General features: G+C 65.2%; 19 protein-coding genes. 8 read left to right on the top strand and 11 right to left on the bottom strand.

Annotation, left to right across the window (positions count from 1 at the left end; genetic code table 11):
* Window positions 1–357, bottom strand: a complete 357-nt coding sequence (locus JQ635_RS24100; protein ID WP_211412266.1) for a hypothetical protein — start codon at window positions 355–357, stop codon at window positions 1–3.
* A 182-nt stretch (window positions 358–539) separates the two neighbouring features.
* On the opposite strand from JQ635_RS24100, the gene JQ635_RS24095 reads away from it, so the two are divergent.
* The gene (locus tag JQ635_RS24095; protein WP_211406954.1) at window positions 540–764 is read left to right on the top strand and encodes a hypothetical protein; all 225 of its coding nucleotides are present in this window, start codon (window positions 540–542) and stop codon (window positions 762–764) included.
* A 281-nt stretch (window positions 765–1,045) separates the two neighbouring features.
* On the opposite strand, the gene JQ635_RS24090 is transcribed toward JQ635_RS24095, so the two are convergent.
* Window positions 1,046–1,702, bottom strand: a complete 657-nt coding sequence (locus tag JQ635_RS24090; protein ID WP_211412265.1) for a glutathione S-transferase family protein — start codon at window positions 1,700–1,702, stop codon at window positions 1,046–1,048.
* Between the two features lie 179 nt (window positions 1,703–1,881).
* Between JQ635_RS24090 and JQ635_RS24085 the strand changes: the two genes are divergently transcribed.
* On the top strand, window positions 1,882–3,105 hold the full coding sequence (locus JQ635_RS24085; RefSeq protein ID WP_211412282.1) for a polyhydroxyalkanoate depolymerase: 1,224 nt from the start codon (window positions 1,882–1,884) through the stop codon (window positions 3,103–3,105).
* Between the two features lie 3 nt (window positions 3,106–3,108).
* Here JQ635_RS24085 and JQ635_RS24080 read toward each other — a convergent pair whose 3' ends face one another.
* The 8 genes from JQ635_RS24080 to JQ635_RS24045 form a co-directional block, all read right to left on the bottom strand.
* Window positions 3,109–6,483, bottom strand: coding sequence for an adenylate/guanylate cyclase domain-containing protein (locus tag JQ635_RS24080; protein WP_211412264.1), 3,375 nt, complete (start codon window positions 6,481–6,483; stop codon window positions 3,109–3,111).
* Window positions 6,484–6,813: 330 nt separating this feature from the next.
* Window positions 6,814–7,329 carry a hypothetical protein gene (locus JQ635_RS24075; RefSeq protein WP_211412263.1) on the bottom strand — a complete coding sequence of 172 codons (516 nt, stop codon included), beginning with the start codon at window positions 7,327–7,329 and terminating at the stop codon, window positions 6,814–6,816.
* A 343-nt stretch (window positions 7,330–7,672) separates the two neighbouring features.
* Complete coding sequence (locus tag JQ635_RS24070) at window positions 7,673–9,541, bottom strand: ABC transporter ATP-binding protein (protein ID WP_211412262.1); 1,869 nt, start codon at window positions 9,539–9,541, stop codon at window positions 7,673–7,675.
* Between the two features lie 201 nt (window positions 9,542–9,742).
* Window positions 9,743–10,669, bottom strand: coding sequence for a 2-hydroxyacid dehydrogenase (locus JQ635_RS24065; protein ID WP_211412261.1), 927 nt, complete (start codon window positions 10,667–10,669; stop codon window positions 9,743–9,745).
* A gap of 13 nt (window positions 10,670–10,682) precedes the next feature.
* Window positions 10,683–12,011 carry an NAD(P)/FAD-dependent oxidoreductase gene (locus JQ635_RS24060; RefSeq protein WP_211412260.1) on the bottom strand — a complete coding sequence of 443 codons (1,329 nt, stop codon included), beginning with the start codon at window positions 12,009–12,011 and terminating at the stop codon, window positions 10,683–10,685.
* A 40-nt stretch (window positions 12,012–12,051) separates the two neighbouring features.
* Window positions 12,052–12,927 (bottom strand): ABC transporter permease, encoded by an 876-nt coding sequence (locus tag JQ635_RS24055; RefSeq protein WP_211412259.1) that lies wholly within the window; start codon window positions 12,925–12,927, stop codon window positions 12,052–12,054.
* A 2-nt stretch (window positions 12,928–12,929) separates the two neighbouring features.
* Window positions 12,930–13,880, bottom strand: a complete 951-nt coding sequence (locus JQ635_RS24050) for an ABC transporter permease (RefSeq protein ID WP_211412258.1) — start codon at window positions 13,878–13,880, stop codon at window positions 12,930–12,932.
* Between the two features lie 27 nt (window positions 13,881–13,907).
* A complete protein-coding gene (locus tag JQ635_RS24045; protein WP_211412257.1) occupies window positions 13,908–15,599 on the bottom strand; it encodes a peptide ABC transporter substrate-binding protein in 1,692 nt (563 codons plus the stop codon).
* Window positions 15,600–15,816: 217 nt separating this feature from the next.
* On the opposite strand from JQ635_RS24045, the gene JQ635_RS24040 reads away from it, so the two are divergent.
* Both JQ635_RS24040 and JQ635_RS24035 read left to right on the top strand, forming a co-directional pair.
* Window positions 15,817–16,449: a cupin domain-containing protein gene (locus JQ635_RS24040; protein ID WP_211412256.1), complete on the top strand. Its 633-nt coding sequence runs from the start codon at window positions 15,817–15,819 to the stop codon at window positions 16,447–16,449.
* Window positions 16,450–16,576: 127 nt separating this feature from the next.
* The gene (locus JQ635_RS24035) at window positions 16,577–18,421 is read left to right on the top strand and encodes an ATP-binding protein (protein ID WP_211412255.1); all 1,845 of its coding nucleotides are present in this window, start codon (window positions 16,577–16,579) and stop codon (window positions 18,419–18,421) included.
* Window positions 18,422–18,432: 11 nt separating this feature from the next.
* Here JQ635_RS24035 and JQ635_RS24030 read toward each other — a convergent pair whose 3' ends face one another.
* The gene (locus JQ635_RS24030; protein ID WP_211412254.1) at window positions 18,433–19,458 is read right to left on the bottom strand and encodes an AraC family transcriptional regulator; all 1,026 of its coding nucleotides are present in this window, start codon (window positions 19,456–19,458) and stop codon (window positions 18,433–18,435) included.
* Window positions 19,459–19,646: 188 nt separating this feature from the next.
* Here JQ635_RS24030 and JQ635_RS24025 point away from each other — a divergent pair, with 188 nt between their 5' ends.
* The 4 genes from JQ635_RS24025 to JQ635_RS24010 all read left to right on the top strand — a co-directional run bounded on the left by JQ635_RS24025 (window position 19,647) and on the right by JQ635_RS24010 (window position 23,912).
* Window positions 19,647–20,096, top strand: a complete 450-nt coding sequence (locus JQ635_RS24025; RefSeq protein ID WP_024339447.1) for a cupin domain-containing protein — start codon at window positions 19,647–19,649, stop codon at window positions 20,094–20,096.
* A gap of 106 nt (window positions 20,097–20,202) precedes the next feature.
* On the top strand, window positions 20,203–21,693 hold the full coding sequence (locus tag JQ635_RS24020) for a flavin-containing monooxygenase (RefSeq protein ID WP_211412253.1): 1,491 nt from the start codon (window positions 20,203–20,205) through the stop codon (window positions 21,691–21,693).
* A gap of 69 nt (window positions 21,694–21,762) precedes the next feature.
* A complete protein-coding gene (locus JQ635_RS24015; protein ID WP_211412252.1) occupies window positions 21,763–22,836 on the top strand; it encodes a hypothetical protein in 1,074 nt (357 codons plus the stop codon).
* Window positions 22,837–22,928: 92 nt separating this feature from the next.
* Window positions 22,929–23,912 (top strand): NAD-dependent epimerase/dehydratase family protein, encoded by a 984-nt coding sequence (locus tag JQ635_RS24010; protein WP_211412251.1) that lies wholly within the window; start codon window positions 22,929–22,931, stop codon window positions 23,910–23,912.
* Window positions 23,913–24,018 lie beyond the last annotated feature (106 nt).

Here is a 24,018-nt window from a genome sequence, read left to right as displayed (position 1 = left end):
CTATTTCGCCGCATCCTTCGGCGGCGGCGCGTCCTGCTTCTTCTTCAGGTCTTCGGCGGTCTTCGCCTGCGCGGCCTGGAGATCGAGAAGCGTCTTCTGCAGGCCGGCGATGCCTGTCTTCAACGCGTCGATCTGGCGACCCGCCGCATCCAGCTTCTGCTGGTGGTCGAGGTTGAGCTTGGTGATCGTCTTCTGGAGGAAGTCGACATTGCTCTGGAGACAGCTGGTGCGGCGCTCCCAGGTCTTCTCGACGGTGCAGATCTCGATGCCCGGCACGTCCTGCGCGCGGAGCGGCGCAACCGCCAGCGTGGCGAGCAGCAACATCGGGAAAAAAATGCCGGCGCTTCGAAGCGGCATGCGGGGTTCCTCGTCAAATAATCACGGCAATGTGCGCCGATTGCGCGTCGCGCCCGGACGCTACCACACTCGTACCGCATTCTCGCGTTGAGCTTGGCTTGTTCCCTGGGACGGGGAGCAATGAACCGCACGCGAAGGAAGTGGGCGCTCTTTCGCGGCTTTGTTTAGGGGAGATTTTTACAATGGCAACGCGCGATAGACGTCTGGCGGAGTTCGATGGCGCTGGAGAACCGCCACCCGGCCTGCCGGTCGAAGTGCTGTGCGAGGATCACAGCGGAACGTATCAGCTGCCGTTCGCCTGCCGCTATGTCGGAGGACGCTGGCAGAACCACGAGGCCGGCATCGCGGTCGAAGCGACCGTCATCGGCTGGCGCCTGCCGCGGGTGAAGCACTCGGGCGTCGCCTGACCGCGACTTTGTGTTCCAAAATGCGACGGGGCCGCGCTCCGCCTTAACCAACGGAACGCGGCCCGAACGAATCACGTCCGAATCAGCGGAGCGGCCTCGTACGCAGCTGTTCACGGCTAGATGTCGCCACCAGTTCCTTGGCCCCTACAATATCTGCGTACCATGAGGGGCCGCCTGGTCCCGCGACAAGCGCCAAAAGTTAACGGCTTCAATGACATGGCGGCCGGGGGCGGCGGCGTAAGGCCTCGCTCCCAAAACAGGCAGGGCGACGCCGCTCCTGCCTAATATTCGACCTCGAGCTCCTCGATCTCGGCCGGCTCTTCCTTTGCCGCCGCGATCCATTCCTTCATCTCGGGCATGGCCATGATGGTATCGGCATAGGCCTTGAGGCGCGGCTCGAGCTTGACGTCATAGGTGACGAAGCGCGTCACCACGGGCGCGTACATCGCATCCGCCATGGTGCGCCGCTCGCCGAACAGGAACGGACCGCCGGATTTCTCCAGGCAGTCGCGCCAGATGAACCAGACGCGGTCGATGTCGGCCTGTGCGCGCGACCAGATCTTGAAGCCGGGGAAATGGCCCTTGAGATTGACCGGCAGCGAGGCGCGCAGCGTGGTGAAGCCGGAATGGATTTCGCCGCAAATGGAGCGGCAATGGGCGCGCTGGACACGGTCATCAGGCAGCAGCCCGGCTGACGGCATCACCTCGTTGAGATATTCGGCGATCGCCAGCGTATCCCAGACCACGGCGCCCTCGTGCCGCAGGCACGGCACCAGGATCGACGACGACAGCAGCAGGATCTCCGCACGCGCCGATGCGTCATCCGGCGCAGTCACAACTTCCTCGAAGTCGAGCCCGGAAAATTTCGTCAGCAGCCAGCCACGCAGCGACCAGGACGAGTAGTTCTTGCTGCTGATGGTCAGTGTCGCTTTCGCCATATGGCCCTTCCCTCACGCCTTTGACCCGCACCCCGCCCGGCCCGCGGATGTGCTCATTCGCTGAGCTTGCCTGTGTCCTCACCCCGCTTCAGGAGCAAGCGATGTGCCAATTTTGCGGGCGGTTTGACTCCCGTCTGGCTTCGATATTGCATGACGGCACGGGACGGGGGCATTTGAGTATGATGTCGATGTATTATCAAGCCTTTCAGAACCATATGGATCTGACGGCGCCATGGCGGGCGGGAGCCTCGTCCGCGCTGAAATTCCTCAATCTGGTGCCCCAGGGGATGTCGCACCAGGTGGTCGGCCGGCTCTCGGCGGCGCTAGAGCTGATCTCGCGCTCCACCCTCACCTATGACCGCCCGGCCTATGGCATCGACAGTGTGATGGTAGGAAACCGCGAAGTCGCCGTCCGCGAGGAGATCGCCTACGCGACCCCGTTCGGCTCGCTGCTGCACTTCAAGAAGGCGGGCGTCGCGGAGCAGCCGCGCATGCTGCTGGTGGCGCCGATGTCCGGCCATTTCGCGACGCTCTTGCGCGGCACCGTGAAGACGCTGCTCCAGGACCACGACGTCTACATCACCGACTGGCACAATCCGCGCGACATTCCCCGCAGCGAGGGCCGCTTCGGGCTCGACGACTACACCGAGCATCTCATCGACTTCCTGGGACAGCTCGGCCCGCGCCCGCACATGGTCGCGATCTGCCAGCCCTCGGTCTCGGCGCTCGCGGCGGCCGCGATCATGTGCGAGGGCAACCACCCATCGCGCCCCGCAACGCTGACGCTGATGGCGGGGCCGATCGACACGCGCATCCAGCCGACCCGGGTCAACGAGTTCGCCAAGAGCCGGCCGATCGAGTGGTTCGAACGGAACCTGATCAACTACGTGCCGATGCAGTGCCGCGGCGCGCTGCGCAAGGTCTATCCCGGCTTCGTGCAGCTCACCGCGTTCGTCTCGATGAATCTCGAGCGCCACATCAAGCAGCACATGGATCTCGCCAACCACATCGCCAAGGGCGAGAAGGACAAGGCGGCGACGATCAAGACCTTCTACGACGAATATTTCGCCGTGATGGATCTGCCCGCCGAGTTCTACATCGAGACCGTGCGCGACGTGTTCCAGGAGCACCTCTTGCCGCAAGGCAAGCTGATGCACCGCGGCCGTCCCGTGAACACCAAGGCCGTCAGCCGCATGGGCCTCATGACGGTCGAGGGCGAGAAGGACGACATCTGCTCGATCGGCCAGACGCTCGCGGCGCAAGACCTCTGCACCGGCGTGCGCGCCTATCGCCGCGTCCACCACATGCAGGCCGGCGTCGGCCATTACGGCGTGTTCTCGGGCAAGCGCTGGAACAACGAGATCTATCCGCTGCTGCGGGATTTCGTGCACGTCAATTCGTGAGCGTCATCTCTGCCCAAACGACCGCCGGCCAGGGGAAACGCCACGTGCCTCATGCTCTTGCCTGAGCAGCTCCTGCGCTTCCACGAATTCCGGAAGATTTCGTTCAGTCTCGAATTCTGCGAGCACGGGAGCAAGCACCTCGGATATCGCACCCGCTCGGCCAGTCGTCTTGTACAGGCGTGCAAGTTCAAGGGCGCTGCGCAGCTCGAAAGTCCTGGTCTGCTGGTGTCGCGCGATGTCCAGCGCTCGCTTGAACGCGTCTTCGGCACTGGATTCGTCCGAAGGGTCATGGCGCGATAAAAGCTTACCGCGGACACGATGCAGCTCGGCATCAAGCCAATGCTGGCCGGATTGTCCCGTCCCGGCGATCAATTCGTCCAGGATTTCCAGCCCGGTCTCGACTTCGCCTAACTCTGCATTCGCCAGGGCGACATGCATCCCCCAGAACGGTTCGCAGAGGTAGCAATCGTTCTCGTGCAGAAAGGTCCAGCCGTGACGCATATCCGCCAGTCCGGCCATTCGGTCGCCGGCACGCCACTTGGCCAGGCCATTCAGATAGGTGCCCGCGGCAACGTACAGCGGCATCGTGTGGTCGCGCGCGAGACCGAGCGCCAGGATCGTCTCTGTCTGCTGCAACATGCCCCCGCATACCCCGTCGAACACAGCGCGATGAACCAGCGCATTGGCCTGGGACAGCGCCCGTTTTTCTCCCGAAGCCCCCACCGCGTCCGCGGCGAGCTTGCGCGCGCGAGCGGTGCTACCGAGCGGCCAGAGCACCAGGGCAAGAAATCTCATGATCACGAACGGCAGATCCAGCGCCGAAGCCCTGAAGGTCGCAGGATCCGGTTCGGCACCATAGATCGCCAGCGCCCGCTCGAGATGCGTTAGTGCATTCACGTAATCGCCGGCGAACCAGCAGGTGACGCCGCCCGTCCAATGGGCGACGACGGCGGCCACCGGCGAGTCCGGTCGTCGGTCCGCGGCGCTCCTGATGGCATCCGCCAGCTCCCGCATCGGAGCGAGTTCGCCGTGTGTCAGGCAGGCATTGAAGAGCCCCGAATGCACCGGCGCAAGTTCAACGGGATCATCGATGTCGGCTGCGAACTGGCGCGCACGCGTCCATGCCGCGACCGTTTCTGGAGCACTGTGGCCGAGGCTGCCCCGCAAGGCACGGCCATATGCGATTTGAAGATGCAGCCTGCTCATCATCCGCCGGGGCTCGTCAGGCAACTGATCGGCGGTTGCAATGGCTTTGCCGAGATGCGCGACCGCCTCGGTATAGGCCGAGCGTTTCAGCGCCTGCAGGCCCGCCTTGCGCCACCATTCGAGGGCGACCTCGCTCAGCCCCGCCTCAGTAAAGTGGTGTGCGAGAACCTCCGGCTCGGTCTCGGCGACGGCTGGAAACTTCTCGCGCAGGACATCGCCAATTCGCGTGTGAAGCAGCTGCCGTTTGCTCCTGAGCAGGCTCTCATAGGCCGCTTCCTGAACGAGGGCGTGCTTGAAGCTATAATTTGCTTCGGGCGGAGTCCCACGACGCAACAGCAGTTCGGCCTCTTCAAGTTGTCCCAGCGCAGCGCTCAGCGTCAGATCATCGCGTCCCGCCACGTATCTCAGCAGCGCGTATGAGAAGTCGCGGCCGATGGCGGCGCCGATCTGCGCCACCTCCTTGACCGGAGCGAGCCGGTCGAGCCGCGCCATCAGCGAATCCTGCAGCGTGGCGGGAATAGCAAGCGGCGGGAGCGGACTATGCAGGCGGTAGCGCCCGGCATCCTCGACGAGCAGGCCGGACTCCAGCACCATCTTGGTCAACTCCTCGACGAATAGCGGGACGCCATCCGTCTTGTCGATGATCTGCTTCATCATCTCGCGCGGCAGCTGGCGACCGACGACCACCTGCTCGACCAGCGCGCGCGTGTCCTGCCGATCGAGCCGGTCGAGCCGCAACAGACTGACGTTGGCAAGGCCCGACCAGGAAGGCTCGAACTCCGGCCGGGATGTCATGAGCACGAGTATCGGCAATGCCCTGATCCGATCGACCGCGAGATCGAACAGTTCAAGGGTCGTGGCATCGGCCCAATGCAAATCCTCGCAGATGATCAGCAGCGGCTGGTCTCTCGCCAAACCCTCAAGCTGATCGAGAAGGGCGGCAAATGTCTGTCGCCGCTGCTGCGCCGGGCTCAAGCCAAGGGGCGGGCAATGGTTTCCGGTTGGAATCGAAAGCAGAGCCGCAATGAGCGGCGTTGCCCGGGCGACCTGCTTGGTTCCAAGCGCCAGCATTGCCTCGAGCTTGCCGAACTTTTGTTCCGGCGTGTCGTGCGAGCGGATTCCGGCGGCGCGCTCGAGTTGCGCGACAAAGGGATGAAGCGCACTGTTGGTGTGGTAAGGCGAACACTGATATCGCACCCGACGGTGCGTCCCCAACGAGGGGCTTTCGGCTAGCGTTGCGACAATGCGCGACTTGCCGATGCCCGCTTCACCGGAAATCAATACGATCTGGCCCTGCCCCTGCCATGCCTCACGCTGGCGCGAGAGAATGAATTCGATCTCGTCCTTGCGGCCGACGAAGCCGATCGAGCGCGCGGCACGGACCGCCTCGAAGCGGCTCTCGGATGCGGTCGCTCCTTCCACCGCCCAGACCGCGATGGGCTCGCCTATCCCCTTGACCTCGCGGCGACCGAGATTGCGAAAGGTGAAGAGATCGCCAAGCAGCCGGCGCGTCGACGATGCAACGACGACCACTCCCGGTTCCGCCAGGCTTTGAAGCCGAGCCGCGAGGTTTGGCGTATCGCCGACGGTTGCGTGTTCCTCCGACGCATCTCCGCTGATGAGGTCGCCGACCACCACAAGCCCGGTCGCAATTGCGATCCGCAGCTCAACCTTTTCGCCGGCGCCTGTCTCGAGTTGGCGAATCGCGGAGATGATGTCGAGGCCCGCTCGCACTGCGCGCTCCGCATCATCTTCGTGGGCGCGCGGATAGCCGAAATAGACGAGTATCCCGTCACCGACGAACCTGGCGATCCTGCCGTCATAAGCGGCAATGACGCGCGCGCACGCGGCGCGGTAGGCCCGGATCACTTCCCACATATCCTCGGGATCGAGACGCGCCGAGAGCGCAGTCGAGCCGACCAGATCGCAGAACATAACGGTGAGGTGGCGCCGCTCGGCGTCATGAGGAGGAGCCGGCGACGCGATCAACGCGGCTGGATCGAGCTCGGCAATGGCACGCAGCATCTTGCGGCGATGACCGAGCAGGACTCCGAGCTTGTCAAAGTCCTCGTCCATCAGTTCGGGGAGGATGCCCACGTCGATCCCATTTTGGGCAAAACGCTCCGCGTATTGCCCAAGCTCCAACTTCTCGAGCCACTCCGCAATCTGCATGGCTCCACCGATCTTGTGGCTGGCAGTTAGCAGAATTTTGGACCACGGCCGCGCGCAGACAATATCCCAACGCCACCATGATGGCACGTCTTGTTTGCTGTGCGAAAATTTAGGTTACTCGATACCGATAGGGGTTCGGCCGGGACACCGCTCGAAGCGAACGGCCGCGCTACCAAACATCGCTGGCACGCAGCGTTGGACGGCAGAGGTTGCGATGAGTCGTCACTGCTCACTCGAGACCTGAAGCCGAACCAACACTGCGGCTTTCGCTCACGTACGATGCCAAGCGGGCGTCTTTCCGTGAGCGCACTTCTTTCGAGCGCGCTTCCTTCATTGCTCGTTCGTGGACGCATCGCGGCTGCGAGCCATCGTGCCCGCCGCAACCTGAAGCGAAGAACCAACCACCCAACAGCCGGCGACAAAGCCTATCAGGCCGTCAGGCAGATTTTGGTCAAGGACAAGGATGCTGACGGACAGAGTTGCGGCAATGGCCGCGCCGAACGTTCCGGCCGCACTCATGATCTCAGCCGGCTCGGAGCCGGTCCATTCTTCCGAGATGCTCGATCTCGGCTTCCGTGCGACATTGCCGGACAAATCAATTCCGACATAATAGCTGATAGCTCCGTAGAGCATTGTCAGGAGCACGATCCAGCCGCTTTCAAACAGTCCGCCTTTCTGACGCAACAGGGTTGCACCGACATAGAGGCCGCAAGAGGCCCCAACGGCCGCCAGGCCAATTCTTTCAAGGATATGGGCTGACTTGATCAGACTGGAACGGGCGATCCGAAGACTGCCGATGTGCCTCTTGAGGGAGGATGCGCTGGAAATTTCGCTGCTCATCTTCATTGGGGGGCTCCTTCTGAGTAATTGGCAGCCTACTGGCTGACCCCAAATAGAAGCTGCCTGGACGCGTTTCTCGATGCCCTTGATTCCCACTTCTGAAAAATTTGTGCTGAGTGATGGGGCTGGCTTGCTCGTGAGCAAGACGAGGAGCCAGGCCAAAGCTGCGAGCACGCGGCTGCGCAGGCATTGCATCTCACCCGCGTTCGTCAATGAGGTCCGGGTGCGGCAATTTCTTACGGGAGTGGTAGTTCAGAAAAAGAGTGACCGAGTATGAAGCGGTTCACATTCCGCGGTTTCCTGTCGCTCCACCCGGTCACAATTTCCGGAGGACGTGTGGCGCTCGCAGTCAGGCGGACCACTCCTCGCCCCAGACCTGGACGACGTGTCCGGGCGACACTTCGCGATATTGACGCACCGGCGGCTGGTAATCCGGTGCGCGCACCGGGCTTCTGATCTCGTCGTTGGAGGCTTCGCGCCTCGTGCCGCGACGCGACGGGTCTGGCACTGGCACCGCCGCCATCAGCTTCTTCGTATAGGGATGCTGCGGATTGCCGAACACGGCAGCGCGCGGGCCGATCTCGACGATCTCGCCGAGATACATCACCGCGACGCGATGGCTCATCCGCTCGACCACCGCGATGTCGTGCGAAATGAAGAGATAGGCAAGGCCCATGCTGGCCTGGAGGTCGAGCATCAAATTGACGACCTGCGCCTTGACCGAGACGTCGAGCGCGGACACCGCCTCGTCGGCGACGATCAGCTTCGGCCCGAGCGCGAGCGCACGCGCAATGCAGATGCGCTGGCGCTGGCCGCCGGAGAATTCATGCGGGAAACGCGCGGCCATGTCGGCAGTGAGGCCAACGCGCACGAGCAGGTCGGCGACCTTGTCGCGCGCCTGCGCGGCATTGGCGAGGCCGTTGGCGAGCAACGGAGCCGCGATCGCCGTTCCCACCGACATGCGCGGATTGAGGCTCGCGAACGGATCCTGGAACACGATCTGCATGTGCTTGCGGAAATCGCGTAAAGCCCGGCCGTTCATGGCCAGCACGTCCTGTCCCTCGATCAGGACCGTCCCGCTGCCGGGCTCCGTCAGCTTGAGGATCGAGCGGCCCGTCGTCGACTTGCCGCAGCCGGACTCGCCGACCAGCGCCAGCGTCTCGCCGGCGCGCAGCGTGAAGGAGACGTTCTCGACCGCGTGAACACGGCCCGAGACTTTTCCGAACAGGCCCGAGCGGATCGGAAAGCGCGTGGTGAGGCCTGAGACTTCCAGCAACGGCCGCTCGGCCGTCGAGACCGTATCGGGCGTCTCCACCGGTTCGTCCGATGTGCCCGTCACCTTGTCGACGATGGGAAACCGCATCGGCCGCACCCGGCCGTCCATCGAGCCGAGACGCGGCACGGCGGCGAGCAGCGCGCGGGTATAGGGATGCGAGGGCGCGGCGAAGATGCGCGAGGTGGCGTCCGTCTCCACCGCCTGCCCGCCATACATCACCACGGTGCGGTCCGCGATCTCGGCGACCACGCCCATGTCGTGGGTGATGAAGAGGATCGACATCCCCTCCTCCTGCTGAAGCTCCTTCAGCAGTTCGAGGATCTGGGCCTGGATGGTGACGTCGAGCGCGGTGGTCGGCTCGTCCGCGATCAGGAGCTTCGGCTTGCAAGCCAGCGCCATCGCGATCATCACGCGCTGGCGCATGCCGCCGGAGAAGCGGTGCGGATGCTCGTGGAAACGCGATTTCGCCGCGGGGATGCGGACCCGGTCGAGCAGGCGCACCGTCTCGGCCTCCGCCGCCGCGCGCGACAGGCCGCGATGCTGGATCAGCGCTTCCGCGATCTGGAAGCCGATGGTGAGCACGGGATTGAGGCTCGTCATCGGCTCCTGGAAGATCATGGCGACGTCGTTGCCACGGATGTCCTTCATGCTCGCTTCGGGCAGCGACAGCAGGTCGCGGCCGGCGAGCGTGACGCGGCCCTCGACGCGGCCGATCTCCTTCGGAACAAGCCGCATGATCGAGAGCGCGCTGACGCTCTTGCCCGAACCGGACTCGCCCACGATCGCCACGGTTTCGCGCGGCGCGATGTCGAACGACACGTTGCGGACGACGGGAATCCATTGCCGCTCGAGCATGAAGGACGTGGTCAGGCCTGAGACCGACAGCACGGGGGACTGCGCTTCGGCAACGGCCTGGTCGGATCTGCTTGTGCCGATGCTCATGCGTCGCCCCTGACGCTTGCCGCGGAGAAGATGCGCCCCCTCCCCCGCTTGCGGGGGAGGGTTGGGGAGAGGGTGTTTCCACGATCGAGGACCCCCAAGAGGAGGGAGCCCTCACCCGGCGCTTCGCGCCGACCTCTCCCGCAAGCGGGAGAGGCAAGAGGAGCTCGTGGCAGCACCGGTGTTCCCATCACCATCACGCCCTCAGTAACCACGGCTGCGATCGACCCGCCCGGGAAGCTCTTCGCCGCGGCGGTGACGTGCGATGACGTCGAGCACGTAGTCGACGGCCGTATCGGGCGTGGTCATGCTGGCATTGTGCGGCGTGAGCAGGATGCGCGGATGGCTCCAGAACGGATGGCCCACCGGCAGCGGCTCGGGTTCAGCGACGTCGAGCACCGCGCCCGACAGTGCGCCGCTGTCGAGAGCGGCGAGGAAATCGGCTTCGACGAGATGCGGGCCGCGTCCGACATTGACGAGCCCCGCACCGCGCGGCAGGCCCGCGAAGAGGTCCGCATTCAGGATGCCGCGGGTCTCGTCGGTCAGCGGCAGCAGGCAGACGAGGATGTCCGTCTGCACGAGGAAATCCGGCAAGGCCTCAGCACCTGCGTAGCAAGTGACGCCGTCGATCTCGCGCGGCGAGCGGTTCCAGCCGAGAAGCGGAAAACCGAACGCCTTGAGCCGCTCGAGCACAGCCTGGCCGAGTTGGCCGAGCCCCATCACGCCGACACGCCGGCGCCTGGCCGGCGTGATCCGGATCTCGCGCCAGACCTGCTCCTTCTGCTGGTTGATGAAGTGCAGGAGATCGCGATGCAGGGCGAGCACGCTCATGGTGACGTATTCCACCATGGTCTCGGCGATGCCGGGCTCCAGCATCCGCAGCAGCGGAATGTGCGGCGGCAGTTTCGTCGGATCGAACTGGTCGACGCCGGCACCGACCGAGAACACCAGCTCGATGTTCGGGAACGTCGTCGCGATGTTATCAGGCGGCACCCAGGTCACGAGATAGCGCACCTCTGCGGGATCGCCGATGTCGGGCCAGAGCCGGAACGGCATGTCGGGCGCGCGCTCCGCGAAGAAACGGGCCCACTCCGCGCCGCGCACCGTGTTGGCCTTGTAGAGAACCGTCATGTCACGAGCATCCTCAGAACGGGCTGACCGGCGCGAGCCGGCGGCCGTCGATCATGCGCTTGTGGCTGTAGGCGGCGGGATCGACCAGCGGCGTCGCGCCCGTCACGATGTCTGCGGCGAGCTTGCCGGCCGCCGGACCAATGCCGAAGCCATGGCCGGAGAAGCCGGTCGCGAGGAAGAAACCCGGCAGCGCATCGACCGGTGAGATCACGGGAATGGTGTCCGGCGTGCAGTCGATCGTGCCGCCCCAGGCTTCCGCGATCTCGATGTCCTTCAGCTCGGGGTTGGACTTGATCAACGAAGCCAGCGCCGCATTGACCAGCGACATGTCGGGCGCGGGATCACGTACACGCTCGGTCTCGAACGGCGACGGCTTGTCGAGGCTCCAGCTCGTGCCACGCATGAGCTGGTCGAAGAACGATTTGCCAAACGACAGCTTCAAGCCGTTCTTGCGATGCAGATAGGTCGGCCAGAAGGTGCGCGCGTAACGGAACAGATCGGGCGACAGCTCGACCGTGCCGCGGTTGCGCAGCGCCAGCGTGAAGCCGCCGTCGAGGCGGCGGCGGATGCAGTAGAAGTCGGTGCCGAGCGCGCCCGAGGTGATCTCCGGCCCCGGCGTGGTCCGGCAGGCCGTTGCGTTGACGAGGCCGATCGGCAGCTCGATGCCGTGGCGGCGGCAGAACAGCGACGACCAAGCGCCGCCCGACAGCAGCACGGATTGGGTGCGAATGGTGCCCTTCTCGGTGACGACGGCACTGACCTTTCCGCCGGTCGTCTCCAGCCCGCGGGCGGCGCAGCCCTGGTGAATGGTCACGCCGTGCTTGCGTGCGGCAGTCGCAAGAGCGGGCACGGCCATCGACGGCTCGGCGCGGCCATCGCTCGGCGTGTGCAGTCCGCCGACCCATTTGTCGGCATTATCAGGCAAGCGCTCGGCAACCTCTGCCGGCGTCAGCACGGTGGAGTGGACCTGCTGCTCGCGCGCGATTGCGGCCCAGCGCTCCCAACCGGCGAGCTCGTCCTTGCTCTTGGTGAGGAACAGGACGCCGGTGCGGCGAAAGCCGGCATCGACGCCGGCGTCGTTCTGCATGTCCTCCCACAGCCGCAGCGCCTCGCGCGCCAGCGGGATTTCCTCACGGGCGCGGCCCTGCTGGCGGCACCAGCCCCAATTGCGGCTCGACTGCTCGCCGCCGACATGGCCTTTCTCGACGAGGGCGACGGAATGGCCCTTCTTCGCGAGATGATAGGCCGCGGAGACGCCGATCACACCGCCGCCGATGACGACGACGTCCACCTGCGCCGGCAGGCGTTCGTCGCTATTTATACGGTTGAGCGGCGGGGACATGGGGCACTCCTGGCATTCACTTCGGTCGAGCTCTTGCTCGTCATGGGATGTTCATTCGCGGATCGAGCGCATCGCGCAGCCCGTCACCGAGGAAATTGAAGCTGGTCACCGCGAGCGTGATGGCGACGCCCGGCACGATCGCGAGCCATGGCGCGCTGGTGAGATAGATCTGCGCGTTGTTGAGCATGTTGCCCCAGCTCGCGGCCGGCGGCTGGATGCCGAAACCGAGATAGCTGACATAGGATTCGAGCAGGATCGCCTTGGCGACGTTCAGTGTCGCCGCCACCACGATCGGCGCGATCGCATTGGGCACGAGCTCGCGGAACATGATGCGCAGGTTCGACGACCCGAAGGCGAGCGCGGCCACGGCGAACTCGCGCTCGCGCAGCGATCGCACCTGGGCTTCGACGACGCGGGCAACGGCCATCCAGGCCGTGGCCGCGATCAGCACCGTGGTGGTGACGAGGCCGGGCTCGGTGAGCGCCGCGAGCGCGAGCAGGAGGAAGATGGTCGGAAAGCACAGCACGGCGTCAACGAGCCGCATCAGGACCGCACCGACGGCGCCGCCATAGAAGCCGGCGAACGCGCCGACGACGATGCCGATCGCCATCGCCATCACCATCGCGACGATGCCGATCGAGAGCGAGACGCGCCCGCCCATCATCAACCGCGCCAGCACGTCGCGGCCGAGCTCGTCGGTGCCGAGAATATGCGCGCCCGACAGCGGCGGCGCGAACCGCTTCATGATGTCGATATAGGTGTCGTCGAACGGCAGGAGATAGGGGCCCAATGCCGAGCCGAGCACGAGAACGAGGATGATCAGCGCACCCGCAAGCGCCAGACGGTGACGGCAAAAGCGCCGCCACGCGGCCTGACCGGGCGTGCGCTGGACAGTGGAGAGGGCCGCAGTCGCCATGCCTAGCCCACCCGGATGCGCGGATCGACGACGGCATAGAGGATGTCGGCGAGCAGCGAGCCGATCAGCACCATCGTCGCCGAAAACATCAGGATGCCCATCACCACGGGATAGTCGCGGTAGCCGATGGAATCCAGGAACAGCCGGCCCATGCCGGGCCAGGTGAACACGGTTTCCGCCACCAGCGCGCCGCCCAGCAGCGTCGGGAACTGCAGGCCTGCCACCGTGATCATCGGCAGCAGCGCGTTGCGCAGTGCGTGCACGGTGAGGATGCGCCATTCCGGCATGCCCTTGGCGCGCGCGGTGCGGATGTAGTCCTGGTTGATGACCTCCAGCATCGAGGAGCGCATGAATCGCCCCCACATCGCGGTCTCGACCAGCGCCAGCACCATGGCCGGCGCAATCAGGTGATGCAGCAGGTCGAGGAAGGAGCCATCGCCGATGGTCTGCCGGTTGCCGGCCGGAAGCCAGCCGAGCTTCACCGAGAACACGTAGATGGTGACGAGGCCGAACCAGAAGGTCGGGATCGACAGCGCGATCATGGCGCCGACGGTGGCGAGCGTATCGAACACCGAATAGCGGCGCAGCGCGCCAAGGATGCCGATCCAGCAGCCGAGCAGCACCGCGATGATGGTTGCCGTCGCCATCAGCTCCAGGGTGGCGCCGAGATGCGAGGAGATCACCGACAGCACGGCCTCGCCGTCGCGATAGGACTTGCCCCAATCGCCTTTCAGCATGCGGCCGAACCAGTCGAGGTACTGAATCGGCAGCGGCCGATCGAGGCCAAGCTGCTTCGTGACGCGGTCGAGGTCCTCCTGCGTCATCTGCCCGGAGACGGCAAACTGCGAGAGCGGGCCGCCCGGCGCTAGATGCAGAATGGCAAAGCCGATCGCCGAGACGATCACGAGCAGCATGATCGCCTGCGCCAGGCGATTGGCGACGTAGCGGGCCATCTCAGGCGATCCAGCCGGCCTGAGACATCAGGCCCAGTACCATTCGCGCATGTTCCAGCTGTTGATCGACATGTTGATGTTGGGACGGAAGCCTTGCAGCCCCTCCTTGATACCCTCGGCGATGAAGCTCTGGAATAGCGGCAGGATCGCCAGGTCGTTGCGGATGAGCTTTTGCAGCTCACCATAGGTCGCCTTGCGCTGCGCCAGGTCGAATTGCTTGGCGCCTTGAGCCAGCAGCCGGTCGGCCTCCGCACTCTGATATTGATACGTGTTGTAGCCGCGGCCGCCCTTGGCGGGAATGGCGCCGGAGCCGAAGCGCGGCGTCACGTCGGGGTCGCTGCCCAGCATGAAGTTCACGCCGACGATCACCGAATTGAACTTCGATTGCTGCCAGAAGTCACCCCAGATCACGGCCGCCGGCATGTTGTTGACGCGCATCGTTGCGCCAATGGCGCGCCAGTCCTGGATCAGGAGCTGCTGGCACTGCTCGCGCACGGCACTGCCCGCCGTCGTCGAGTTGGTGAATTCGAGCTTGACGCCGCCCTTCTCGCGAATGCCGCTGGAGCCGCGAACCCAGCCCGCTGCGTCGAGCAGCGCATTGGCCTTGGCAGGATCGTATTTGTGCTGCGGCAGCCCCTGCTGGAACGACCAGGCCTGCTGCGGCACGAAGCTCTCGGTCTGCGTCGGCAGGCCGTAATAGAGCGCATCGATGATCGCCTGCTTGTTGATGCCGAGATAGAGCGCCTCGCGCACGGCGCGATCAGTGAAGGGGCCAAAATCCAGGTTCGGCGCGATATGCTCGACCGAGGACGTCGAAGAGACGAAGATCTTGCGGCCCTTCAGCGTCTTCGCCTCCTGCACGAAGTTCGGCAGGATGCCTGCAAGGCCCGTGTAGTCGACCTGTCCAGTGCGGAACTGCGTGTAGAGCACGGTGAGATCAGGGATGTATTTGAAGACCACGCGTTCGACGTACGGCCCCTTGCCGTGATAGCCGGTGTGGGCATTCAGCTGGATATGATCGCCGGGTACGCGCTCACCCCAACGGAACGGGCCGGTCCCGACCGGCGCATTGTGGAACGGCGAGGCGTTCGGATCGGACACCTTCTCCAGGATGTGCTTGGGCACGATGAAGGTGAACGACGCCAGGATCGACATATAGGGCGAATAGGGCGCTTCCATCCGCCAATGGATCTCGTCGGGCGCCACGACGGTGATGTCCTTGACGAGGCTATGGCCGACCCGGCTGCGCGCGCGAAAACCGGGATTGTTGATCAGCTCGATGGAGAATTTGACGTCCTCCGCCGTGAACGGCGTGCCGTCGTGCCACTTCACGTCGCTGCGGAGCTTGATCTTCCAGGTCAGGCCGTCGGCCGACAGGCCGCCATTCTCGAGGGTCGGGACCTCGCGGGCGAGGTCGGGAACGAAATTCCCGTCGGGGTCGATGTACCAGAGCGGCGAAAACACCTGCCACCAGATGCCCTGATCGACCTCGATGCCGGGCATCAAGGGATGGAAGACGGTCGGCTCCTGCGACAGCGCCGCGATCACCTGGCCGCGCGGCTTGTCCGGCGGGCTGGTCGGGCGCTCGGTCTGCGCGAAGGCGCTGCCTGCGAGGCTCCATCCTGCCGCGGCGCCGACGCCGAGCTGGAAGAACTGACGGCGATTCGGAACACCGAGATGCACTGCCCCAACGCCGAACTTGCCGGTGTCGCCTGCCATGACCCACTCTCCTTGTCGCACGCGGCACCGTCTCCCGCGCCCCCGAGACCCCGGCAAGGGACAAGGAGTGGGCTTTAGTGCTTCTAAATTTTTCGATCAAAAGTTCATCATGACTAAATACAGCTGTCAATCACATTGCTAGGATGCGCAAACTTTTCACTGTGGCTGAACCCCAGATCGATCCGGTCCGGGGTGAGACGATGCATGGGAGAGCGACATGGATGGTCGCGGCGATACGAACGGCACCAAGGACGCCCCGGCGATCGAGGCCGACGATGCGGTCGACCAGCGCCTCGGCGAGACCGTGCGGCTGCTGCGTCAGCGCGCCGGGCTCTCGATCCAGGACGTCGCCAACAAGACCGGCCTCTCCAACGGCATGATCAGCCAGCTCGAGCGCGCGCGCGCCATGCCGTCGATCCGCACCCTGCGCCTGCTCAGCATCGCGCTCGACGTGCCGATCTCCTACTTCTTCGAGACCAGCGATCCCAGCGACGTGCAGCGCTACATCGTGCGCAAGAACAACCGGCGCCTGCTGCGGCTCACCGCCAGCGGCGTCGTCAAGGAAGCCCTCACCCCTGACGGCAAGGGCCAGCTCGAGCTCTACGAGCTCACGCTCAATCCCGGGGCGTCCTCGGGCACCGACTTCCTCCAGCACACCGGCGAGAAGGCGGGCTACATCCTGTCGGGCAGCCTGCGGCTGTGGCTCGACAACCAGGCCCATCTGCTCGAGGCCGGCGACAGCTTCCGCTTTCCGAGCATCGTGCCGCACATGTTCGACAACCCGACCCAGCAGGTGGCGCGCGCCATCTGGGTGACGACGCTGCGCCAGACCGATTCGCCGCCAGGTTGAAGCATATTCCCTGTTCCCGGCGGCCTTTCGGAGCCGCAAATTGACCATCGACGGAGAGCCGGGCAGTCTGTAGCTCACATGATGCCGGGCTCGTCGACATGCGCGGCTGACGTCTTTGGTGTGAGACATGAAACTCAGGGGGCTTCTGACACTCGCGATGGCCGTGCAGGTCGTCGTGACCGCCGCAGCCCTCCTCGCCTCCTATGCCGTGACCGGAGCCGTCGGTGGCTTCGGCACGCCCCAGATCATTGCTCTGCTCGCAAGCGCCGCCAGTGCGGCGCTGATCGCGCGTCTGTGCCTGCCTGCGATCGAGACGACGCAGCACGATCAGGCGAAGGCCATCGCCGAGAGCGCGCAGATCACGCAAGCCATCATCAAAACCGCGCTCGACGCCTTTGTGCAGACCGATGAGCGCGGCATCGTCCTGGAGTGGAGCTTCCAGGCCGAAGCCCTGACCGGGTGGTCGCGACAGGAGGCGCTCGGCGCCGACGTCGTCGACCTCCTCATCGCCGCGCCGCTCCGCGACGGCTTCCGGCAACGCATGATGCGGCTGCTGCCCGAACTGACGGATACGCCGATCGGCATCCGCTTCGAGGCGAGCCTGCTGCATCGGAACGGCGACGAGATCCTGATCGAGGCATCGAGCACGGCGCTGCACCTCGGCGAACGCACCATCATCAACACCTTCGTCAAGGACGTCACCCAGAAGCGCGCCGCCGAGGAGCAGCTGATCCAGGCCCAGAAGATGGAGGCGGTCGGGCAGCTCACCGGCGGCATCGCGCACGAATTCAACAACATGCTCACGGTGATCACCGGCACGATCGAGATCCTCGCCGATGCCGTGAAGGACAATCCGCCGCTTGCGACCATCACCAAGCTGATCAGCGAGGCTGCCGATCGCGGCGCTACGCTGACATCGAGCCTGTTGTCCTTTGCCCGCAAGCAGGCGCTCCAGCCGGCCGAGATCGACGTCAACGAACTGCTCGAGGAACTGGCAAAGCTGCTGCTGGCGACCTTCGACAAGAAGATCGAGATCGTGACGAAGCTGGACGCCAATGTCTGGCTGGCCTTTGCCGATCGCGGTCAATTGAGCTCGGCGCTGCTCAACCTTGCCATCAACGCCCGCGACGCGATGCTGGGCGGCGGCAGGCTGACGCTGACGACGCGCAACGTCGTGTTCGGCGTCCGCGAGGCCGTGGCGGTCGGCGCCGGCTATGCCGGCGACTATGTCGAGATCGAGATCGCCGACAACGGCACCGGCATTCCGCGGGCCATTCTCGAACGCATCTTCGATCCGTTCTTCTCGACCAAGGAGGTCGGCAAGGGCACGGGGCTTGGGCTCAGCATGGTGTTCGGCTTCGTCAAGCAGTCCGGCGGCGGCATCAAGGTCGCCTCCGATGAAGGCCGCGGCACGACATTCAAGATCTACCTGCCGAAGGCCGAGACCAGCACGCTTCGCCCGGCCGGCTATGACGAGCGCAAGATCGTGGGCGGACAGGAAACCATCCTTTGCGTCGAGGACGACCGCGACGTCCGCCAATACGTCACGGTGCAGCTTGAGAGCCTCGGTTACAAGGTCATCCCCGCCGCGAACGCCACCGAAGCGCTCGCCATCGCCGCGGACGGCAAGGCGTTCGACCTGCTGTTCACCGACATCGTGATGGCGGGCGGCATCAACGGGCGCGAGCTCGCCGAGCAGATGGTGGCCGCGCGGCCGTCGCTGAGAGTGCTGTTCACCTCGGGCTACGCCCATGACTCGCACACGCAGGCCCGCGCCACGATGAGCGCACCGCTGCTGACGAAGCCGTACCGCAAGGCCGAGCTCGCGCGCATGCTGCGCCGCTCTCTCGACACCGCCGTCGATTCCGCGGGCGACGCGATCCCGACGCCATACTCGGTGCAGGCCGACGTCGAGGGCTTTTTGCGCAGGCAGACGGCTGAAGACAGCGGCACCACGCGATCGCGAAAGTAGCCGCCTCGGGCCTAGCTCATCCTTCGCCGCAGCGTCGCCGACGGCGTCTCGCCGAATTTTTCGCGGTAGGCGCCGGCCATGCGGCCGAGATGGGTGAAGCCGAGATCGAAGGCGATCTCGGTGATGGAGGCATCGGGTGCGGATTGCGCAAGACGCGCATGCAGGCCGGCAAGGCGCATGTCGAGCAGCATCTGTGAGATCGAGACGCCGAAGTGACGGCGGAAGCCGAGCTGGAGCGCGCGGATGCCGATGCCGGAGGCGCGGGCAAGCTGCACGAGGTCGAGCGGCTCGCCGGCATTGTCCGCAAGATGGTCGCGCGCGGCGCGGAGCGCGCGTGGCAGACGCTCGGCTTGCCCCGAGAACGTCCGGATCGCATCCGACAGGCCATGCCGCTGGCCGTTGAGGAGGTGATCGAGCAGCGCCTCGCGCCAATCCGCCATTGCGACCGGTGACAGCCTGCCGGACGGCCCGAGGCGTTCGGCTATCAGCATCAGCTCGGCAAGGCTGGCTTGCAGGCGGCGCCCGGACGGCGCGTCCAGGTCGATCGCAGCATCGAACTCGACCGCGTCAGCCGCCCTGCCCGACAGCGCCGCGGCGCGCTGCTCGACCATGCGGCGGTCGAGCAGCAGGATCGCCTGCGCGCAGTCGCTCCACACCATCCGGGTCGGGATGGTCGGCGACAGCAGCGAGGCGGTCCGGCCCGGCACGGCGTCGAGCTCGCCGGCGCCGGCACGTATGCGGGCCGAGCCCGTGAGCGGGACCTGCACCAGGAAGAAGCGCTCGAGGCAGCCGGGATCGATACTGACCGATCCGCCATAGGCGACGTAGTTGATGGAAAACCCTGCGAATGCCGCGCAATTGTGCCGGGCGGAGAACCCGGAGGCGCGCAGCCGTGACGGTGTGAGATCGTGCGGGCAGAAGATGCGCCCGATCTGCTCGGCCGCTTCGTCGACATCGTCGGTGGTGACGCGGGCGAAATCCGCAAGCCGTTCGGCTGCAGACGCCCTTGCGCTCACCTCCAGCACGGCTGCGGACATCGTCGACCACGCTTCGCGTCACGGAATTGCTTTAAGCCTATAATAGTTCCCCCGACGCGAAAAGGGCCGCACCCGCAAAATCGTCGTGCTGCAGGGCAATAGCCGCATCCGGATTCGTTTAGCGGATAGACAGGCGGCCCATCGCGGGCGGAAGCTCCCTCCCCGCCGGAATCCATCAGGAGCAAGCCATGACTGCACTCGAAAAGGGCATTACCGCGAACGGCACGGGCTATGGCGGCAAGAGCTGGAACATTCTTGGCCAGGTCTATTTCCCCAAGGCCGTCACCGATTCCACCTTCGCGTTCGAAACCAACAGCGATCCCGGCCAGTTCGTGCCGGTGCACATCCATCCGACCCAGGACGAGTTCATCCTGGTGCAGGAAGGCACGCTCGACCTCAAGCTCGACGGCCAATGGGTCAAGGCCCACGCCGGCGACCTCGTGCGCATGCCGCGCGGCATTCCGCACGGATACTTCAACAAGTCCGACAAGCCGTGCCGCGCGCTGTTCTGGGTCTCGCCGATGCAGAAGCTGGAGGCGCTGTTCAACCAGCTGCACAATCTGACTGACCCCGCCGAGGTCGTGCGCATCTCGGCACTGCACGAGGTCGACTTCCTGCCGCCCGAGGCCAACGACTAGGCGGCAGCCTCCTTCGTCCACTTTCATCTGCTTGCAGGCACTGACGGCCGCGCCTTGCGGCCGAACGTGACCGCATGCGCGAAACACATCGATTGCGAGCAACCCCATGGTCAGCCCAAAACATGTCTGCGTGATCGGCGCCGGCGTCTCCGGCCTTGCCGCCGCAAAGGCGTTCGCCGCCCGCGGCCACCGCGTCACCATCGTCGAGCGCAGCGGCGATCTTGGCGGCGTCTGGGAGCCGGCGCGCTCCTATCCTGACGTGCAGACCCAGAGCCCGAAGGATCTCTACCGCTACACCGATCGCGCGATGCCGGACGCCTATCCGGAATGGCCGACCGGGCCGCAGGTCCACGCCTATCTCGCCGACTATGCGAAGGGCTTTGGCCTCGACCGCATGTTGCGCCTCGACACCGAGGTCGCCGGCATGGCGCGGCGTGCCGACGGCAGACCGGGCTGGACGCTGGCGTTATCGAACCAGGACGGCGCTACGACGAACGAAGATTTCGATTTCGTCGCGGTCTGCACCGGGCAGTTCAACGAGCCGCGCGAGCTGCATTGTCCGGGCGAGGACGGTTTTCTGGCGCAGGGCGGCCAGATCCTGCATTCGTCGAAATACGGCGATCCTGCGCTGGCAAAAGGCCGCCGCGTCGTCGTGCTCGGCGGCTCGAAATCGGCCACCGACATCGCCGTGAACGCGGTGAGGTCAGGCGCACGCGAGGTCACCATCGTGATGCGCGAGCCAGTCTGGCGCATCCCCTATTTCATCGGCGGGCTCGTGAACTTCAAGCGCATCCTCTACATCCGCGCACAGGAGGAGATGTTTCCGGGCTGGGGCGCCAGCGCGATGGCAAGGCTCGCGCATCGCATCGCCGCGCCGCTGGTCTGGGCAAACTGGCGCGGGCTGGAGAGCCTGTTGAAGGCGCAGCTCAAGCTCAAGCAGTGCAAGATGGTGCCGACGGAGCGGATCGAGGACGGCGTCAACTGCTCGGTGCCGATCGCAACGCCGGACTTCTATCCGATGGTCGCCGATGGCCGCATCAAGGCGGTGTTCGGCACGTTCGATCATTATGAAGGCGACAGCATCGTGATGAGCGGCGGCGAGCGCATTGGTGCCGATGTCGCGGTGCTCGCGATCGGCTACAAGCTCGGCGTGCCGTTCCTGCCCGAGGCCTATCGGCAGAGGCTGGTCGATGCGGACGGGCAGTACCGGCTCTATCGCCTGATCGCCAACCCTGACCTGCCGGAGCTCGGCTTCGTCGGCTTCAACTCGTCGTTCTGCACCGTGCTCTGCGCCGATCTCGCGGCCAACTGGCTGGTGCGCTACGCCGACGGCCAGCTCGCGAACCAACCGACGACGCAGGCGATGCGCGACAACATCGAGATGATGCTGCACTTCAAGCGCGTCGAGCGGCCCGCCGCGGGCGTCTACGGCGGCCTCTGCGTTGCGCCCTATCACTACCGCCATTTCGACGAGCTGATGGCCGATATCGGCGCAAAGAACTGGAAGCGCGGCGGGCTCAAAGGCCGCTTCCAGCCGCCTGACGCGGATGCCTATGCCAAGTTCCTGACGACGGCGCCGGACTACCGGGCGGCGTGAGAGGAGAATTGCGGCTGCGCGCGTCTGATGCTTACGATCTCCCTGGCCATCGAATCGACGGGAACCGCCATGGGATCGAGACGACTTGCCGCCGCGGCCTTTGCAGCTATTGCCTTCTTCGTCACGACGCCCGCCGTTGCACAGGGCGGCGCGCCGACGCCAAAGCAATCCGAGGCGCTCGCCGCCTACGAGCGCGCGCTCGGCGATTTCAAATCGATCCTCGCCGAGAGGCGGCGCCAGATCGAGGCGAAGGAGCCGCTGCCGAACCTGCCGGGACAGGCGCTCTATCTCGCGCGCGTCGCGGTGATCAGCAGCTACAAGGATCTTACGGATGCCATGCCGTCGCGGATCGGCAAGCCCAACAAGTTCGAGATCCCGCCGGCCTATTTCGACGCCGATATCGAGCCGCTGGTCGACGAATACGGAAAGCTGTTCGACATCATGGAGGCGCCACCGGCCAGTGCGCAGAACTCGGCGACGCCGTTCAAGGACGTCGTCGATCTCGCGGCCGCGATCGCGCGTGCCAAGGGGCTTGCACCTGGTCACGCCGAAGCTGCCGGGCGAATCAGCCTCGGGCTATTCTTCGCCGAGACCAACGGCAAGCAGAATGTCCGCAATGGGCGCTCGAACACCTATATGGGCAGCTTCCAGACCGGCCCCTCCGAGGACCGCAACGGCCGCAGGAAATGGGAAGCGATCAAGGGCGAGATCGCAGCGATCGATCCCGAGCTGAACGCGCGTGACGACAAGGAAGAGGCGCGCGCCCGCGGCACCGATCACCGCTTCAACCACTGGACCAATGTGCGCGACGGCCTGATGAACGCGCATGCGGACATCTTCCGGGAGATCCCGGCAATCGTGAAGACGCTCCCTGATCCGATCGACCAGATGAAGCTGTTCGAGCTGATCCAGATCGTGCCGACCCCGACAAGGTCCGCGCTCAAATCGGACGACCTCCTGAACTACAGGGTGTCCAGCCCCACCATCATGAAGCACCTGCGCAACAACAGCATTTTCGCCTTCGGACAGGCCGACCGGGCCCGCTCCTCGGCAAGCTTCCGCGAAATCCTCGCGGCGATGTGGCTGTTCAACCGGAAGTTCGAGAAGGCCATGGCGAAATATGCAGAGATCAAGCCGCGCTGAGGAAGCGGTTTGCAACTGCAACTGGACGTCGTAGGCTCCCTCCCACTCCCTCGTCATAGGGAAGGAAGCGCCACGATGCCATCGGCCATCTCATGCGCCTGCTAATCCTCGGCGGCAGCCAGTTTCTTGGGCGCGCGATCGCCACCCATGCCTGTGCGGCCGGGCACGACGTGACTTGCGCGGCCCGCGGCCTCGCGGGACCGATCGCGGCGGGGGCCCGCTTCGTGATGATCGACCGCGACACTGTTGACGGGCTTGCGCCGCTTGCGGGCGGGACGTTCGATGCGGTAGTCGATGTCTCGCGTCATCCCGGTCAGGTCCGCCGCGCGGTGGCGGCGCTGAAGCGACCGGGCGTGCACTGGACCTTCGTCTCGACCGTCAGCGTCTATGCGGACAATCGCACGCCCGGGCAGCGCGCCGACACGGCGTCGCTGCGCGAGGCCGCAACAGTGGATATCGAGCACAGCACCGACGCCATCTATGGCGCCGCCAAGGTCGCCTGCGAACAGACGGTCGGCAAAGACGCCTTCATCTGCCGGGCCGGGCTGATCGTCGGGCCGGAGGATCCGACGGGACGGTTTTCGTGCTGGCCGGCGCGACTGGTGCGCGGCGGCGAGGTGCTGGCACCGGGATCGCCCGACGACGCCATCCAGTTCATCGACGTGCGCGATCTCGCGCAATGGATCGTGCATGCGGCGGAGGTCGGCCTCACCGGCATCTATGACGGCATCGGACCGGTTCGCACGCGCGGCGAAGTTCTGGCCGAGTGCGCATCCGCCCTGAACCCATCCTGCAAATTCACCTGGATCGATCGCACCTTCCTTGAAGCGCACGACGTCCGGCGCTGGACCGGCCCGCGGTCGCTGCCGATGTGGCTGCCCCTGCCCGATTTCGCCGGCTTCATGGCGCGCGACACCTCGCCGGCGCGCGAGGCCGGGCTGACCGCGCGACCGCCGGCGGTCACCGCGCGCGATACGCGCGCCTGGCTCCGCAGCAGCAAGGGACCTGTCGTCGGGCTGACAGAGGATGAGGAGAAGGCCGTGCTCGCCGCGTGGCATGTCGGCAAGGCGAGCTAGTTCTCCGGCTTGTGGCCGTCCGCCAGCGTCGTCCTCGCCAAATGGGCGCACGTTCCCATGCCCGCCGGGGCCCTTCATGTCCTTTTATTCCCCGGGCCCGGGCAAA

Source organism: Bradyrhizobium iriomotense (assembly GCF_018130765.1).
Taxonomy (GTDB): Bacteria; Pseudomonadota; Alphaproteobacteria; order Rhizobiales; family Xanthobacteraceae; genus Bradyrhizobium; species Bradyrhizobium iriomotense_A.
Note: the sequence above shows the minus strand (reverse complement) of the source record. Positions and strands in the feature narration are given on the sequence as shown.

Bases quoted from the DNA above. Each gene is read 5' to 3' on its own strand.
- JQ635_RS24100 (WP_211412266.1), bottom strand. From the start codon at position 357: ATGCCGCTTCGAAGCGCCGGCATTTTTTTCCCGATGTTGCTGCTCGCC.
- JQ635_RS24095 (WP_211406954.1), top strand. From the start codon at position 540: ATGGCAACGCGCGATAGACGTCTGGCGGAGTTCGATGGCGCTGGAGAA.
- JQ635_RS24090 (WP_211412265.1), bottom strand. From the start codon at position 1,702: ATGGCGAAAGCGACACTGACCATCAGCAGCAAGAACTACTCGTCCTGG.
- JQ635_RS24085 (WP_211412282.1), top strand. From the start codon at position 1,882: ATGATGTCGATGTATTATCAAGCCTTTCAGAACCATATGGATCTGACG.
- JQ635_RS24080 (WP_211412264.1), bottom strand. From the start codon at position 6,483: ATGCAGATTGCGGAGTGGCTCGAGAAGTTGGAGCTTGGGCAATACGCG.
- JQ635_RS24075 (WP_211412263.1), bottom strand. From the start codon at position 7,329: ATGAAGATGAGCAGCGAAATTTCCAGCGCATCCTCCCTCAAGAGGCAC.
- JQ635_RS24070 (WP_211412262.1), bottom strand. From the start codon at position 9,541: ATGAGCATCGGCACAAGCAGATCCGACCAGGCCGTTGCCGAAGCGCAG.
- JQ635_RS24065 (WP_211412261.1), bottom strand. From the start codon at position 10,669: ATGACGGTTCTCTACAAGGCCAACACGGTGCGCGGCGCGGAGTGGGCC.
- JQ635_RS24060 (WP_211412260.1), bottom strand. From the start codon at position 12,011: ATGTCCCCGCCGCTCAACCGTATAAATAGCGACGAACGCCTGCCGGCG.
- JQ635_RS24055 (WP_211412259.1), bottom strand. From the start codon at position 12,927: ATGGCGACTGCGGCCCTCTCCACTGTCCAGCGCACGCCCGGTCAGGCC.
- JQ635_RS24050 (WP_211412258.1), bottom strand. From the start codon at position 13,880: ATGGCCCGCTACGTCGCCAATCGCCTGGCGCAGGCGATCATGCTGCTC.
- JQ635_RS24045 (WP_211412257.1), bottom strand. From the start codon at position 15,599: ATGGCAGGCGACACCGGCAAGTTCGGCGTTGGGGCAGTGCATCTCGGT.
- JQ635_RS24040 (WP_211412256.1), top strand. From the start codon at position 15,817: ATGGATGGTCGCGGCGATACGAACGGCACCAAGGACGCCCCGGCGATC.
- JQ635_RS24035 (WP_211412255.1), top strand. From the start codon at position 16,577: ATGAAACTCAGGGGGCTTCTGACACTCGCGATGGCCGTGCAGGTCGTC.
- JQ635_RS24030 (WP_211412254.1), bottom strand. From the start codon at position 19,458: ATGTCCGCAGCCGTGCTGGAGGTGAGCGCAAGGGCGTCTGCAGCCGAA.
- JQ635_RS24025 (WP_024339447.1), top strand. From the start codon at position 19,647: ATGACTGCACTCGAAAAGGGCATTACCGCGAACGGCACGGGCTATGGC.
- JQ635_RS24020 (WP_211412253.1), top strand. From the start codon at position 20,203: ATGGTCAGCCCAAAACATGTCTGCGTGATCGGCGCCGGCGTCTCCGGC.
- JQ635_RS24015 (WP_211412252.1), top strand. From the start codon at position 21,763: ATGGGATCGAGACGACTTGCCGCCGCGGCCTTTGCAGCTATTGCCTTC.
- JQ635_RS24010 (WP_211412251.1), top strand. From the start codon at position 22,929: ATGCGCCTGCTAATCCTCGGCGGCAGCCAGTTTCTTGGGCGCGCGATC.